The 15145-nt window shown below is 63.7% G+C and carries 13 protein-coding genes; 11 read left to right on the top strand and 2 right to left on the bottom strand.

All coding sequences use genetic code 11. The features are described 5' to 3' along the window. Positions 1-135: 135 nt before the first annotated feature. Positions 136-609 carry a hypothetical protein gene (locus tag O3684_RS06050; protein WP_500065649.1) on the bottom strand — a complete coding sequence of 158 codons (474 nt, stop codon included), beginning with the start codon at positions 607-609 and terminating at the stop codon, positions 136-138. Between the two features lie 430 nt (positions 610-1039). Beyond that, positions 1040-1912 carry a DUF6318 family protein gene (locus O3684_RS06045; RefSeq protein ID WP_500065647.1) on the bottom strand — a complete coding sequence of 291 codons (873 nt, stop codon included), beginning with the start codon at positions 1910-1912 and terminating at the stop codon, positions 1040-1042. A 759-nt stretch (positions 1913-2671) separates the two neighbouring features. Here O3684_RS06045 and mraZ point away from each other — a divergent pair. The 11 genes from mraZ to O3684_RS05990 all read left to right on the top strand — a co-directional run bounded on the left by mraZ (position 2672) and on the right by O3684_RS05990 (position 15073). Next, on the top strand, positions 2672-3103 hold the full coding sequence (gene mraZ, locus O3684_RS06040) for a division/cell wall cluster transcriptional repressor MraZ (protein ID WP_500062439.1): 432 nt from the start codon (positions 2672-2674) through the stop codon (positions 3101-3103). 127 nt (positions 3104-3230) lie between these two features. Beyond that, positions 3231-4238 carry a 16S rRNA (cytosine(1402)-N(4))-methyltransferase RsmH gene (gene rsmH / locus O3684_RS06035; RefSeq protein ID WP_500065645.1) on the top strand — a complete coding sequence of 336 codons (1008 nt, stop codon included), beginning with the start codon at positions 3231-3233 and terminating at the stop codon, positions 4236-4238. Further along, positions 4235-4627, top strand: coding sequence for a cell division protein FtsL (gene ftsL, locus O3684_RS06030; RefSeq protein ID WP_016461898.1), 393 nt, complete (start codon positions 4235-4237; stop codon positions 4625-4627). Before rsmH ends, ftsL begins: the two co-directional genes overlap by 4 nt. 18 nt (positions 4628-4645) lie before the next feature. Beyond that, the gene (locus O3684_RS06025; protein ID WP_500065643.1) at positions 4646-6379 is read left to right on the top strand and encodes a peptidoglycan D,D-transpeptidase FtsI family protein; all 1734 of its coding nucleotides are present in this window, start codon (positions 4646-4648) and stop codon (positions 6377-6379) included. Positions 6380-6396: 17 nt separating this feature from the next. After that, positions 6397-7794 carry a UDP-N-acetylmuramoyl-tripeptide--D-alanyl-D-alanine ligase gene (locus O3684_RS06020; protein WP_500065641.1) on the top strand — a complete coding sequence of 466 codons (1398 nt, stop codon included), beginning with the start codon at positions 6397-6399 and terminating at the stop codon, positions 7792-7794. Then, positions 7791-8876 carry a phospho-N-acetylmuramoyl-pentapeptide-transferase gene (gene mraY / locus O3684_RS06015; protein WP_500065639.1) on the top strand — a complete coding sequence of 362 codons (1086 nt, stop codon included), beginning with the start codon at positions 7791-7793 and terminating at the stop codon, positions 8874-8876. Before O3684_RS06020 ends, mraY begins: the two co-directional genes overlap by 4 nt. Next, positions 8873-10318, top strand: coding sequence for a UDP-N-acetylmuramoyl-L-alanine--D-glutamate ligase (murD, locus tag O3684_RS06010; protein ID WP_500065636.1), 1446 nt, complete (start codon positions 8873-8875; stop codon positions 10316-10318). The genes mraY and murD overlap by 4 nt, the downstream gene beginning before the upstream one ends. Continuing rightward, a complete protein-coding gene (locus O3684_RS06005; protein WP_500065634.1) occupies positions 10266-11561 on the top strand; it encodes an FtsW/RodA/SpoVE family cell cycle protein in 1296 nt (431 codons plus the stop codon). Before murD ends, O3684_RS06005 begins: the two co-directional genes overlap by 53 nt. 32 nt (positions 11562-11593) lie before the next feature. Beyond that, complete coding sequence (murG, locus tag O3684_RS06000) at positions 11594-12718, top strand: undecaprenyldiphospho-muramoylpentapeptide beta-N-acetylglucosaminyltransferase (RefSeq protein ID WP_500065633.1); 1125 nt, start codon at positions 11594-11596, stop codon at positions 12716-12718. Then, positions 12711-14102 (top strand): UDP-N-acetylmuramate--L-alanine ligase, encoded by a 1392-nt coding sequence (gene murC, locus O3684_RS05995; protein WP_500065631.1) that lies wholly within the window; start codon positions 12711-12713, stop codon positions 14100-14102. The genes murG and murC overlap by 8 nt, the downstream gene beginning before the upstream one ends. Then, positions 14099-15073, top strand: a complete 975-nt coding sequence (locus O3684_RS05990; RefSeq protein WP_500065629.1) for a cell division protein FtsQ/DivIB — start codon at positions 14099-14101, stop codon at positions 15071-15073. Before murC ends, O3684_RS05990 begins: the two co-directional genes overlap by 4 nt. Positions 15074-15145 lie beyond the last annotated feature (72 nt).

Raw genomic sequence — 15145 nt, 5'->3', positions numbered from 1 at the left:
TCGATCCAAGACTGCCCGGGGAGGGGCGCGCCGGGGATCCGGCGCGCCCCGCCCCTCTGTGCATCGCATGCGCGACACGCTATGAATGTGGGTTCGCAGCGAAAGAGCGTGCGGGGTTGTTGCCGCGCAGCGTGTTTAGTGGCCTTGTTTTTCTTCCCAGGTGTCGGTGTTTGAGACGGTGAGGTGGTCGAGGTAGAAGGGGCCGGTCGTTTCCGTTGTGGTGACGAGGCCGTTGATGGTTTGGGTTTCTCCGGTGAAGGGGTTGGTGGCCGTGCCGCTCCACGTGGTGGTCAGGGTGATGGTGCGGGTGGCGTCGGGGTAGGGGCCGTCAAAGCGTGAGCGCCACCCGTTGGGCGGGGTGTAGTAGTGGCGGATGAGCCTAGGGTCCTTGTTCAGGTCCATGCCCTTCTCGTATGGCATTCCCTGGTAGGCGGTGATGGTGTGTGGGGTGCCGTCACCCCAGTCCCATTCGTAGTTGGTGGCTTTCAGGGTGATGGTGATGTCGTGGCCCAGCAGGTTGATCGTGTGGGTCTGTGTGGGGTGGGTGGCTGCCACGATCGTGGGAATGTACTTGTTCGTGAACGACACCTTCGACGGCCGCTTATGCAAACCCGCACCGTCAGCGTGGATCGTCGTGGCTGCGTAGTACAGAATCTCGCGCGTGGTTGGCGTCCACCCCGATTCACCAGTTTTGGGGAAGACAGGACGACATGCATATAGTGCGGTACTTCCGTCTGACTGAATGCCCTCGTGTCCTTTTCCGTCACAATTTCTATCTGCCATGGCAGTCACTGCATCAGGACTCGCAATGGCAGAATTTGATTGCCGAATTGTGTCATCAGCTGGTGACTCATTACTAGGCTGAGTACTTCCGCTATATTGTCTGATGACCTGCTTAAGGAGAAAATCAATCGCGTCATCATGCGCATCTGTGTCATAGAAGGGAGGGGGAGTAACTTCCTCCGCGTGCGCTGTGTGCGCACCGACTGTAAACAGGAGTGGAGCGATAGTTGCCGATATGATAAATTGAAAGAATTTCTCACGCATTTGTCTTTTCCATTCCCGCCTGGGTTACAACCCATTGGTCATTATTCCATGTCATCACTAGTGCAAAAATGGAATGGTATTGCTGATCGTGAACATAAATGTTCTTATTCTGGCAAATCGTTCCATCCGACGAGTTGATAGCTAACACAACTGTCACTGTGCCAGGTACATTCTCGTCACCTGCTAATTCCGTGGGCTCAAGCTTGAGAACGTGCTCCACGACGGAACTATTGTTAAATACCCATCCATCACCGTAGATATCGCTGATCCTCTGCGTAACCTCATGTGCGAACTTTGAGTCACTATCAGACATATCTACCAGTGGCCGTGTATCTCCTGTATTCCACGCATAAACCATGAGCGCGAGGTAGTGTTCTGCGGCTGCTTCTGCTCCTCGTTCGGTGTTTTCCTTTGCTTCCTCAGGCAGCTCAGGCTTGGTGTAGGTGTCTGCCGCAAACTGAGCTGGCCGCACGAGGACGCCGTCGGGGCCGATCTGGTAGCCACCCGACATTGCTGCCTCGCCCGAGGCCGACGGGGACGCGGTGGGTGCGGGCTGAGTGGCGGGGGTCGTGGCCGCGACGCTGGGTTTCTCGCCCCAGGCCCTCCACCAGCCTTCGGCGACGCCGTTGATGTAGACAGCGAAGATGGCTCCTGCGGCGAGGCACACGTAGACCACGCGCATCGTCCAATAGAACGGCTCGACGTGCAGCCAGGCCTGGGCGCGCTCCCGCATGCCTCTGGGATGCGCGCGCGTGGCCTGGTGCTCAGTATCGGCCTCGAGCCCTGATTCCTGCAGTGCGGCGTCGCGCCGCAGCTGATCCTCGTCCTCGGTGTCGAGGTGGTCGAATAATGGTGGAACCGTCATGGCGTTGTACTCCTCCACGGTGAGGTGCCCTGCAGCGTACCCCCGTCCTTGGAGGCGCGCCCTACTGTTTCAGGGTACGCGCAGAACCAGCACGAAACACTAAGAATGCTGCGCAACCATCACGCACATCCTCCCACCCACATTCCCGAAACCGCACGAACGTGCATGCGAGCTGGGGGTAGAGCTGCCCAGTATGTGGTTGATGCGATTGGTGAGCGTTTCGGAACGACCGGAACCGATCTGAATGATGGTTTGGCGCAACTCTACGGAGATCCTTGGGAGGCTCTGCGGTTCTCCCCGCCCTGCTCCTCGGGCGCTCCCCACCCTCCTCCCCGGGGTTCCTCACCTTCCTCTCTACGCCCCTCCCCGGCGTTCCCCACCTTCCTCTCTACGCCCCTCCCCGGCGTTCCCCACCTTCCTCCCTACGCCCCTCCCTGGCGTTCCCCACCGTCCTCCCCACGGTGCTCCACTGGGTGTTGCTTGTTGCCGCCCCCTTCGTTTCAAGTGCTCGATAAGCGTTGAAATTCCAATGAAAATGCGTGGGAGACGCGGGTGGTTGGCTCGCGGTGTGGGCAGTGGGTGGGAACGTATGGCTCCGGATGTGTGCAAGATTTCCCCCACTTTTCTCCACTCGATATTTTCCTTGAAAAGAAGCCGTTTGACGCCTCTGTTTTTTACGCCACGCCGGAAGTTCCTGTGTAAACATGGGGGGTGGTGGGTTAAAGTGGGGGAAAGTTCCGAACAAGGGAGGGTGGTGACATGTTCCTCGGTACGTACGAGCCCAAGCTCGACGACAAGGGCCGCATGTTTCTGCCCGCGCGCTTTCGCGAGGACATGGAGGGCGGCATCGTCCTCACTCGCGGTCAAGAGCACTGCATCTATGCGTTCCCTGCCGCGGAATTCGAGAGCATGACCGCGGAACTGCGCCGCGCGCCCCTGTCGTCCAAGCAGGCGCGTGACTGGATCCGCGTGATGCTCTCGGGAGCCTACAAGGAGATCCCGGACAAGCAGGGGCGCATCAGTGTTCCCGCGGACTTGCGTGCATACGCCGGTCTGGGTCGCGAACTCGCCGTCATCGGTGCGGGATCGCGAGCTGAAATCTGGGATGCCTCGGCCTGGCGCGAGTACCTCGCCGTCCAGGAAGAGGTCTTCTCCAATACAGCAGAAGAGATCATCCCCGGGATGTTCTGACCCGTGCTCTCAGGTCTCCGCCCGCTGTTCCGACATCACTTCCCCGGTGGCGGAGCACGGTGGGGGACCTGGAAGCACGGATTGAACACCCAGAACACGACAGTCGGCACGCGAAAGGAGGCACGACATGGTGGACACATCGCAGGCGGTGCACGATTCGTCGCGCCCCGCAAGCGAGCGGCACGTACCTGTGCTCCTCGCCGAGTGCCTCGACATGCTGGCTCCCGCGATCCAGCACCCCGGCGCGGTCCTCGTGGATGGCACGCTGGGCATGGGTGGTCACACGGAAGGGGCGCTTGAGCGCTTCGAGGATCTGACGGTTATTGGTATTGATCGAGACCCTCAGGCGATTGACCTCGCCTCCGAGCGCCTCGAGCGTTTCGGGACACGCTTCCGTGCGGTCCACACCACCTACGACAACATCGACGAGGCGGTGACAGACCAGCTGGGGCCGGGGGCGCGCGTCGACGGCGTCCTCATGGACCTGGGAGTGTCCTCCCTGCAGCTGGACGAGGCTGAGCGCGGGTTCGCGTACTCCAAAGATGCGCCGCTCGACATGCGAATGGATTCGACCACCGGACCGAGCGCCGCTGACCTGCTCGCCACGGCCTCGGAAGGCGAACTCATCCGGATCCTGCGCACGTACGGCGAAGAGAAATTCGCGCCGCGTATCGCCCGGCTCATCATCCGACGCCGCGACACCGCGCCCATCACCCGCACTGGTGAACTCGTGGACATCATCCGTGAGGCTATCCCGGCCCCCGCGCGACGTACCGGTGGCAACCCGGCGAAGCGTACGTTCCAGGCGCTGCGTGTGGCTGTCAATGACGAGCTGACAATCTTAGAACGCGCTCTGCCGAGAGCCCTCGCCAGCTTGAGGGTGGGCGGGCGCCTGGTGGTGGAGTCCTACCAGAGTCTCGAGGACCGGATAGTCAAGGACGTGCTGCGTCGCGGGTCGACCAGCAGTGCTCCACCCGGTCTGCCGATCATCCCTGACGAGATGGCTCCCAGCCTGCGCCTGCTGACAAAGGGCGCGAACAGGGCCGACCAGGCCGAACAAGACCACAACCCCCGATCCGCTTCCGTGCGACTGCGCGGCGCGGAGCTCATCCGCGAATGGAAGGACCTCTCATGAGTGCAGCAACCGCGAAGGCACGTCCCGCAGCGCGCCCCGAACTGCGCCGCGAGGAGGCCCACGAGCTGCGTATCGTCGAGGGCACCCGTCCTCGCCGCTCGGTTGCAGCGATCCTCATGCTCTTCGTCGCCGTCGCGCTGGCATCCGTCGTGACGTCGATGGTCCTCAACACGCGCATGGCCCAGACCTCGTTTGAGATCCGTGAGCAGCAGCTGGTTCTCAATGAGCTGGAGGCGCAGTCGTGGACGATGCGAGCGGAACTGGATCGTAAGGCCTCGCCGACGGAGCTAGAGAAGGCCGCGAAGGCGAACGGCATGGTGCCCGCGGGCAAGTCGGGCTTTATTACCCTCGAAACCGGCAGCGTCGAGGCTGGGACTCCCGCGAAGTAACTCGGAAGGCGAGTACCTATGGATACCGTCATCACGCGTTCGCGATGGATCGTGGGCATCCTCGTTGGTGCCCTGTGTATCTGTGGCGTGCGTCTGGTTCAGCTGCAGATTATCGAGGGACCATCATTGGCGGCCCAGGGGCAGCGCGTGCGTACCTCTTCGACGGAGGTCGCCGCTGCGCGTGGCACGATTACCGATGCCACGGGTGTCGTCCTGGCGAACTCCATCCAGACGTACGACATCGCGGTGAACCAGGTGAATATCCGCTCTTTCGTCCACCGTGATGATGATGGTAACGAGGTCGGCCGTGGGCCCGCGGAGGCCGCGCGCCTTCTGGCCCCCATCCTTGGTATGAATGAGGCGGAGCTTGGCGGCATGATGCTGGGCGATTCCACCTACGTGTACATCAAGCGCAACGTGGATGCCGTGTCCTACCGTGAGATTCGCAAGCTCGATATTTACGGGATCGAGTGGGAGTCTGTCTTCGAACGTGAGTACCCCAATGGCAATGTCGCTGCGCCCGTCATTGGGACGGTCAACGCCGAGGGACAGGGGTCTTCGGGCATGGAGGCGCAGTTCGACGCACTGCTGACGGGTACCCCGGGCGCACAAGCCTTCGAGATCGCGCCTAACGGTGCCGTGATGCCGGGCGGTAAGAAGACCACTGTTGAGCCGAAGAACGGCGGCAATGTGGAGCTTACACTCCACGCTGACCTGCAACATCAGGTCCAGGAACTGCTGGATGCGCGAGTGACGAAACACCAGGCCGACTGGGGTGCAGTCGTCATCGAGGACGTGGCGACAGGTCATGTGCTGGTGATGGCGGATTCGAACTCCAAGGAGCCTGACAACGCGAACCCTCAGAAGGTGCACGCGGTTCAGGACGCATTCGAGCCCGGCTCCGTGGGCAAGCTCGTGACCGTGGGGGCGGCCCTCAATCAGGGGACGATCACGCCGACGAGTGTCTTCCAGGTGCCCTACGCGCTGGATCTTCCCGACGCGGGTGGTCCTATCACCGACTTTCACGAGCATGGCGGCGAGACTCTGACGGCGACGGGCGTTCTGGCGGAGTCGTCGAACACGGGTACTGTCCTGATCGGCCAGACGATGAGCGACGACCAGCGTTACGCGATGATGCGCGCTCTCGGGTTCGGCGAGGAGACGGGCGTCGAGCTGCCCGGCGAGTCCGCCGGTCTGCTGCGCAGTGCGGATCAGTGGCAGGGCCGTGACCGCTATGTGACGATGTTCGGTCAGGCGTACGCGATTACCGCGATGCAGGAGGCCTCGGCGCTCGCCACGATCGCGAACGGGGGAGTGCGCATCGCGCCTCACATTGTGAAGTCGTGGACGAACGCGGATGGAACAGTTGAGGTGCCACAGGGTAGTCAGCCTGTCCAGGCCATGGATGCGTCGGCGGCCTCGCAGCTGGTCACGATGATGGAATCCGTCGTCGAGGACGATCTGGGTACCGCTGGTGCCGCGAAGGTGCCCGGCTACCGCGTGGGTGTGAAGACCGGTACCGCTGAGACGATCATCGATGGTGCGTCCGGCCTCGTCTCCACGACTGCGGGCATTATTCCCGCGGATGCGCCGCGCCTCGCGATCGCCGTCGTGCTGTACAACCCGAGGGTGGCGTCGGTCTCATCTGATTCCTCGGCACCGCTGTTTGGCGACATTGCGCGCACCGCTGTCGGCAACCTGGGTATCCCCGCCTCCACGTCGTCCGCTAACCTGTATCCGACGACGCCGTGAGTCTGAAGGAGTAGAACATGCAGACGACAGCACAATGGATTGCTGAGGCAGTGTCGGGTCGCCTGGTCGGCCCCGATGTACTCGTGACAGGCCCGGTGGTCACCGACTCGCGCGAAGCAGCCGAGGGATCGCTCTACATCGCACGTCGCGGTGAGGCCGCCGACGGGCATACGTTCGTTTCGGGGGCGGTGGCACGCGGTGCTGTTGCCGTTATTGTCGAACACGAGGTCGACGAGGCAGTGGCCCAGATCGTCGTGGATGATTCGACCGTGGCGCTCGGTGCTCTGGCACACGCGCACGTCGAGAAGCTGCGCAGAGGGGGAGACCTCGACGTCATCGCGATGACGGGCTCCGTGGGTAAGACGACGACGAAGGACCTGCTGGCGCAGATCATGAGCGAGGACGGGCCGACGGTGGCTCCCAAGCTCTCATTCAACAACGAGGTTGGCCTGCCGCTGACGGTGCTTCTGGCCGATGAATCGACGCGCCACCTCGTCCTCGAGATGGGCGCATCTGGTCCCGGTCACATCACCTATCTGACCAATATCGTCTCCCCGGACGTTGCCATCGAGCTGTGCGTCGGACACGCGCACGTGGGCGGCTTCGGTGGTTTTGAAGGTGTTGCCGCCGCGAAGGCGGAACTCATCAAGGGGATGCGTCCGGGAGGCCCCGTCATTCTCAACGCTGACGATCCGAACGTCGAGGCCATGGCGCCGCTGGCGACGGGTGAGGTCATCCGCTTCTCCGCCTCGGGTGATCCCCGCGCCGATGTGCGGGCGATCGACGTGCAGCTTGACCGCGCTGACCGCGCTTCCTTCACCCTCGTGGCACCGCAGGGCGAGGCCCACGTTGACCTGAAGATCGTGGGTCGCCACCACGTGGCCAACGCTTTGGCGGCTGCCGCCGGTGCCCTGACGCTCGGCGTCAGCTTGGAGAAGGTGGCTACCGTTCTGTCGAATGCGCGTGCGCTGAGTCCCCACCGCATGGACGTTCATGAGCTCACGGTTGAGAGCACGGCAATCACCCTCATCGACGATTCCTACAACGCGAACCTGGACTCGATGCGTGCCGGGATCACCGCGCTGGCCTCGATCGGCTCGGACGTGCAAACCATTGCCATTCTCGGTGAAATGCTGGAGCTGGGCGATGACTCGCAGTCACTGCACGAGCAGGTGGGAACCATGATCGAGGACGCGGGCGTGGACACACTCATTGGCCTGGGGGCGGACGCCCACTACTATTTGGAGGGTGCCCCGGGTGTGGCCCACCGTGAGGTCGCGTCGGATCCTGAGCAGGCTGCGCGCCTGGCGATCGAACATGCCGAGGATGGTGCCGTCATCCTGGTCAAAGGCTCCTACGGGTCACATTCGTGGCAGGTCGCAGATATCCTGCGAGAGAAGGGAACGAACCGGTGATTGGACTTATCTCGGCGTTCATCATCGCCATGGCGCTGTCGGTGATGTGTACGCCGCTGCTCATCCGCTTCCTGGTGTTGCACCAGTACGGCCAGTTCATCCGCCAGGACGGTCCGACCCAGCACCTGACCAAGCGCGGCACGCCCACAATGGGCGGTGTCGTCATCATCCTGGCGACTGTGGTGGCCTGGCTGATTGGTTCGCTGGTCGCCGGTGCCGGACCGTCGTGGTCCGGCCTGCTCCTCGTGTTCCTGTTTGTGGGCTTGGGCGTTATTGGCTTGCTCGATGACGGCATCAAGATTATGCGCCAGCGTTCTCTCGGTCTGCATCCGTCGGGCAAGATCATCGGTCAGGTTGCCGTTGCATCGCTCTTCGCGCTGGGCACTCTCATCATGCCGAACGAGTTCGGCGAATACGCCGGAACACTCGAGATTTCCTTTGCGCGCCCCACAGCTCTGACGTTGGGCTTTGCGGGGCTCGGCGTGGGTGTCGTCCTGTATCTGATCTGGACGAACCTCATCGTGACGGCATGGTCGAATGCGACGAACCTGACGGATGGCCTGGACGGTCTGGCTGCGGGTGTGTCCATCTTCGTGTTCGGTGCCTACACATTCATCACGTACTTCCAGCGAATTCAGGCGTGCACGCAGCTCGGGGCGAATCAATCGAATTGCTACTCGACGCGTGACCCCCTTGACCTTGCGATTTTCTGTGCCGCTCTGATTGGCGCTCTGGCGGGTTTCCTGTGGTGGAATGCCTCGCCTGCTCAGATCTTCATGGGCGACACGGGTGCTCTCGCGCTCGGTGGCGCTGTCGCCGGCCTGTCGATGCTCACGCAGACGGAGCTGCTCGCCGTCATTGTCGGCGGCCTGTTTGTCGCCGTTGTTCTCTCGGATGTCATCCAGATTGGCGTCTTCAAAGCCACCGGTAAACGTGTCTTCCGGATGGCACCCCTCCACCATCACTTTGAGCTGCTTGGTTGGAAGGAAGTCACGATCGTGATCCGTTTCTGGCTCATTGCCGCGATTGTTGCGGTTGCCGGTGCGGGTATCTTCTACGCGGAGTGGGTGTCGCGTCGATGAGTCGTCTCGCTGCTGTTGTCGGTTGGGGTAAGTCCGGTCAGGGTGCGGCGGGCGCGTTGCTCGCCCGCGACTGGCAGGTGCGCGCGTTTGATGCGCGCGGTGGACAGTCGCTGTTCTTCGATGATGTCGCTGACGTTGAGGTCTGTGTTCAGGAGGATCCGAACGCCCTGGCCAGTGCGATCGTCGAGGCTGGCCCCGACCTCGTCGTCGTGTCGCCGGGTATACCCGCTCACCACCCGGTATTCCGAGCCTGCGAGGATGCTGGTATCGACCTGTGGGGAGAGGTGGAACTCGCCTGGCGTCTGCAGGAGGAGGGGCCGCACGCGGGTCGCCCGTGGTTGACGGTGACCGGCACGAACGGCAAGACCACCACCGTGGGTATGCTCGGTGAGATCCTGCGCAGCGCGGGCGTGAAGGTCGAAGAGGTCGGTAACATCGGCACTCCGATCACGCGCGCGATCGACTCCGATGCCGAGGTGTTTGCCGTCGAGCTGTCCAGCTTCCAGCTACACACGGCCTACACGGTCTCACCCCTGGCGTCGGTGTGTCTCAACGTGGATGCGGATCACTTGGACTGGCATGGTAGCGTCGAGGCCTACGCGGCGGATAAGGCTCGCGTGTACGAGAACACGGTGAAGGCCTGCGTCTATCCGGCATCCGATCGCACGGTCGAGGCCATGGTGGAGAACGCCGACGTCGTTGAGGGTGCGCGCGCCATCGGTGTGACGCTCGGTGCCCCGTCGGTGTCGCAGTTTGGCGTTGTTGAGGGACTTCTCGTCGACCGCGCGTTTGTGGAGAATCGCGCTCGTCAGGCGGTTGCCCTCGCACACGTCTCTGACCTGTCGGGTGCCTACGGGCCCCACCCGTCGGCTGCTGCTTTGAGTGATGCGCTGGCCGCTGCCGCTCTCGCGCGAGCGTACGGCGTCGAGCCCGAGGCCGTGGAGGCGGGGCTTCGCTCCTTCCATCCTGCTGGGCACCGCCGCGCGGTCATCGCCCATGCGGCGGATCTGACCTGGGTGGACGACTCGAAGGCGACGAACGCGCATGCTGCGCGGGCCTCGCTCGCAGGCCTGCCTCCGCGCAGCGCGATCTGGATTGTCGGTGGAGACGCAAAGGGGCAGGATTTCACGGAGCTCATCAAGCAGGTTGAGCCGATCCTGCGCGGTGTCGTCGTCATCGGCGAGGATCGCCGTGCCCTGGTCGCCGCGCTGTCCGCCGAGGCACCGCAGGTCCCGTTCGTGGAGGTCGATGGACACGAGGATTGGATGTTCTCGGTCGTGAACGAGGCCGTGGCGCTGTCCATGCCGGGTGACACTGTTGTGCTTGCCCCTGCGTGCGCGTCCTGGGATCAGTTCGATAACTACGGCCAGCGCGGCGAAGCGTTCGCGGATGCGGTCTCGCGCCTGGCCGCCCAGTGGGGGAGCACCGGTGCCGACGAATAAGCGCGGATGGCACATTCCTACCGTCACGCTGCCTCGGATCCGCTTCGGCTCCGGTCAGGAGCGGGAAGAAAGCCCGGTGATGACGTACTATCTGGTCGTCCTGCCGGCTATCGTCCTGTCGGTTTTCGGCCTCGTCATGGGGTTTTCCGCGCAGACGGTCACGTCGATCGCGCAGGGGGAGAACCCCTACACGGCGTATGCCCGTCCTCTGCTGATTATCGTTGTCTCGCTGCTGATCGCGATGGTCGTGCAGCTGGTGCCGCAGCGGTGGTTTGTCTTCATCGCACCGGTGATGTTCGTGGGTGCACTTGGCTTCCAAACGCTGGTGCTCAGTCCGCTTGGCCGGTCGGAGGGCGGTAACGCGAACTGGGTGAAGCTTGGGCCGATCATGGCCCAGCCGTCGGAATTCCTGAAGCTTGCGCTTATTGTCTTCTTGGCGCTGATGGTCTCGAAGTCAGCGTCGAAGCGCTGCGACCTGCGTACGATGGCGGTTGCCGTTGGCCTGCCGATTCTCGTTGCGCTGGGTGCGGTCATGCTCGGTCGAGACATGGGTACCGCGATGGTTGTTGCGGTGGGTGCTCTGGGGGCTATGTGGGTTGCAGGCTTGCCCAAGCGCTGGTTCGGCGGCCTCGTCATGATCGCGGTCCCAACGTTGGTGCTCTTGGTTCTGTCGAATCCGACCCGTATTCGTCGTATCCTTGCGATCCTGCCGGGCACGTCGAAGGGACCGGACGAGTCCGCTCCCGAACAGATTGACCACTCGCTGTGGGCGCTGGGTTCGGGCGGCCTGACAGGCCTCGGCCCGGGCGCGTCGCGCGAGAAGTGGAATTACCTGCAGGCGGCGCACACGGACTTTATTTTCGCGATCGTCGGCGAGGAATTCGGCCTGTTCGGTACGCTCGCCGTCCTCGTGTGCCTGGGTCTGCTGGTGTGGGGCATGATCCGAGTCGCACGGGGGACCTCGGACCTGTTCGTCGTCGCCGTGTCCTCGGGCGTCGCCTCGTGGATTGGGGTGCAGACGATCATTAACGTTCTATCGGTGACGGGCCTTGGCCCGGTCATCGGTGTTCCACTGCCGCTCGTGTCCTACGGCGGATCGTCCTTCCTGTTTACTATCACCGCTGTCGCTGTTGTGGCGTCGTTCGCGCGCGCCCGCGCCGGTATGCGGATGATCGGTCGACCGGACGAGGCATCGGCGGGGCGTGACCCCCGCGTGGCGCCCCGCAGGCGCGCGGCTCGCTAAACTGGGGCTAGGCACGCGTAAAGGAGGCGCTTATGGTCAAGGTTGTGATGGCTGGCGGCGGGACCGCCGGTCACGTGAATCCTCTGCTGGCGACGGCGGCACAGCTGCGTGAGAGCGGTGCGGAGGTCGTGGTTTTGGGGACAGCGGCTGGTTTGGAATCGGATTTGGTTCCGGCTGCCGGTTTCCCGTTGGTGGAGATTCCTCGCGTGCCGTTGCCGCGTCGCCCTTCCCTCGCGTTCTTCACGCTGCCGTCGCGGTTCTCTGATGCGGTGAAGCGGTGTGCTTTGGCTTTGGAGGGCACCGACGTCCTCGTGGGCTTTGGTGGCTACGTGTCGACGCCCGCATACATTGCTGCCAAGCGCGCAGGCGTTCCGATCGTCATTCACGAGCAGAATGCCCGCCCCGGCCTCGCGAATAAGGTGGGTGCTCGCAATGCTGCAGTTGTGGCCTTGACGTTCCCGTCGACGCCGCTTCAGGCTCGCCGCGGTGAGACGGTTGTGACTGGGCTCCCGCTGCGTGCGGCGATTGCTGACTTGGCGAGCCGTCGCGGGGATGCGGCTGGTGCCGCGCAGGCGCGCCGTGAGGCCGCTGAGCGCCTAGGGGTGAACCCCGATGCTCCGACGCTCCTCGTCACGGGTGGCTCGCTGGGCGCGCTGCACGTGAACGAGTCGATGACCGGCGCTGCAGACGCTCTGCCTGAGGGCGCGCAGGTCGTGCACCTGACGGGCCGTGGGAAGGACGAGCCTGTGCGCGCCGCTGTTGAGGCTGCGGGGTGCTCGGATCGCTGGCACGTCATCGATTACCTCACGACGATGGAGGATGCGCTGGCGGTTGCGGACCTCGTCGTGTGTCGGTCGGGCGCGGGAACAGTGGCGGAGATGGAAGCCCTTGGGCTTCCCTGCATCTACGTGCCGCTGCCGATTGGTAACGGCGAGCAGCGTCTCAACGCAGCGGATCACGTCGCTGCGGGTGGGGCGCAGCTGATCGACGACAAGGACTTTACGGCGGACTTCGTGCGTTCCAATGTCTTCCCCCTGCTGGGTTCTGCCCGCCTGGCAGACATGGCGGCTGCTTCGCAGTTGCTGGGACGTGCGGGTGCTGCGCGTGCACTGGCTGATGTGGCCCTGGAACAGGTGAAGGAGAGCGGCCGTGAGTGAGCCGACGCTGCAGGATCGTTTCCATCTGATTGGTATCGGAGGCGCCGGCATGAGCGTCGTCGCCGAGCTGCTGGCATCGCGTGGCGCGATCGTGGAAGGCTCAGACCGCGAGGATTCTGCGGTTCTTGAGCACCTGCGTTCCGTCGGCGTGCGCGCGTTCGTCGGGCACGATGCTTCGCACGTGGATCCGACCTCGGTGGTCGTCGTGTCGACTGCTATCCGCGAGAACAACCCTGAGCTGGCGATTGCTCGTGAGCGCGGTCAGCTGGTGATTCACCGTTCGCAGGCTCTCGCGCTGGCGGCTACCGGTATGCGTTTCATCGGCGTGGCCGGAGCGCACGGGAAGACGACGACGTCCGGCATGCTGGCGATCGGACTGTCGGCCTGTGGGCTGGATCCGTCCGTAGCGGTGGGTGGCGTTCTGCCCCAGCTGGGGACCGGCGCGCACCTGGGTGGCGGCGATATTTTCGTCGCTGAGGCCGACGAGTCGGATGGCTCGTTCCTGAACTATTCTCCGGCGATCGAGATCGTGACGAACGTTGAGCCCGATCACCTGGATCGCTACCATTCGCGCGAGGAGTTCGAGCAGATCTTCGTTGAGTTCGCGCGCCGTATGGTTCCCGGGGGCCTGTTGGTAACGTGCGCCGAGGATGAGGGTGCGTGTCGCCTCGCGGACGCGGCCCTCGCCGAGGGGCTGCGCGTCGTGACCTACGGGCGTGCGGATCGCTCGCTACGCGATCCTGATGTCGTGATTTCGGACGTGCGCGTTGAGGCTCACGGGGCCGGTGCGTCCGTGACGTGGGGGCCGCGCAGTGCGTCACTGGCGCTGAGCGTCCCCGGCGAACATAATGTGCTCAATGCGACGGCCGCGTGGGTGGCAGGCATCGAGTGTGGGCTGGAGCCCCAGGCCATTGCCGACGGCCTGGGCGAGTTCACGGGTGCGGCCCGTCGTTTCGAGGCCCGCGGCCAGGTTGGTACGCGCCGTCTCTTCGATGACTACGCGCATCACCCGACCGAGGTGGAGGCCGCGATTCGCGAGGCACACGTCGTCGCCGGCGATGGCGAGGTGAGTGTGGTCTTCCAGCCGCATCTGTACTCGCGCACGCGCATTTTCGCGCAGCGCTTCGCACAGGCATTGTCGGGCGCGGATCATGTCGTCCTGGCGGGTATCTACGGTGCTCGCGAGGACCCGCAGCCCGGTGTTGACTCCTCGTTGATTTCGTCGCGCATCGAGGGTGCGTCCTACGTCGAGGACATGCACGAGGCTGCCCGCCTGGCTGCGTCACTGACCCCTGAGGGCGGTGTGTGCGTCACGATGGGCGCCGGTTCGATCACTCGCTGCGCATCCGATGTGCTGGATGAGTGGAAGCGAATGGAGGCATGAGGCCGCCTTCGCCGAGGCGTCCGGGGGGTGCTCGATCTCGTGAAGAGCGCTCGCCGCGCGCGGGGAGGGTGGGTTCCTCGCGCGCCTCGTCTTTCGACGAGATCATCGCTCCGACGCCCGAGGACGAGGGCACGAGCGAGGCCGAGGCAGCGAAGCGACGTCCCGTGTCGCTCGTGGAGCGCCGTCACGCTCACTCGGCGGTTGATCGGCCCATGCCCGTCGCTGATGCCGCGTCATTGCTCGGAGGCGAGGAGGCAACGGACCTGGGGGACAGGCTCCGTGAGCGTCACCGTGCGCGTCGCATGCTCCTCGTGCGTCGTATCGCGCTCACAGTCGTGACGCTTGCCGTCGCTGGCGGTGCCGTGTGGGTCGCGTTCTTCTCACCGGTCTTCGCCTTCTCTTCTTCCGCGGTCGTGGTTTCGGGCGAAGACGGGACACTCGTCACAGCTGACTCTGTGCGCTCATCGATTGCGTCATTCGAGGGAGTGCCGCTGACGCGACTGAACACGTCTGCAGTTGCCCGCGCCGTCGAATCGAACGTCGCAGTGCGCTCGGCGACCGTGACGAGGCGCTGGCCGACAAGCCTGCGCATCTCGGTGACTATGCGCACCCCGCTGGCCGTGGAGGCTGTTTCCGGCGGCTACCAGTTGGTGGACGATCAGGGCGTGGCGTTCCAACAGGTCGCCGATGCGGGATCCTATCCGTTGGTGACCCTGCCCGAAGACCGCAGCGTCGGTGCCGCCGATATCGCGTCGGCGCTCGGCGCTCTGGACGACGAAACACGCTCGCAGGTAGCGACTGCCACGTCGACGGGGGCGCAGGTGAGTTTCACGCTGAAGGGTGGGCAGAGTGTCAAGTGGGGAACGAATGCGGATGCCCCTCAGAAGGCTCGCGTGCTCGCTACTTTGCTGGCGAATGTGAAGGCGACGACCTACGACGTGTCATCGCCGAATCACCCTGTGACCAGTTAAGCCTTCATTATTGTCCGCGTGTTGGCTTGAAGGATCGCGCGTGGACCCCTAATTTCTTTCCGACACGAAGCA

Source organism: Pauljensenia sp. 20925_1_27, assembly GCF_041432835.1.
In the GTDB taxonomy this organism is placed as follows: domain Bacteria; phylum Actinomycetota; class Actinomycetes; order Actinomycetales; family Actinomycetaceae; genus Pauljensenia.
Note: the sequence above shows the minus strand (reverse complement) of the source record. Positions and strands in the feature narration are given on the sequence as shown.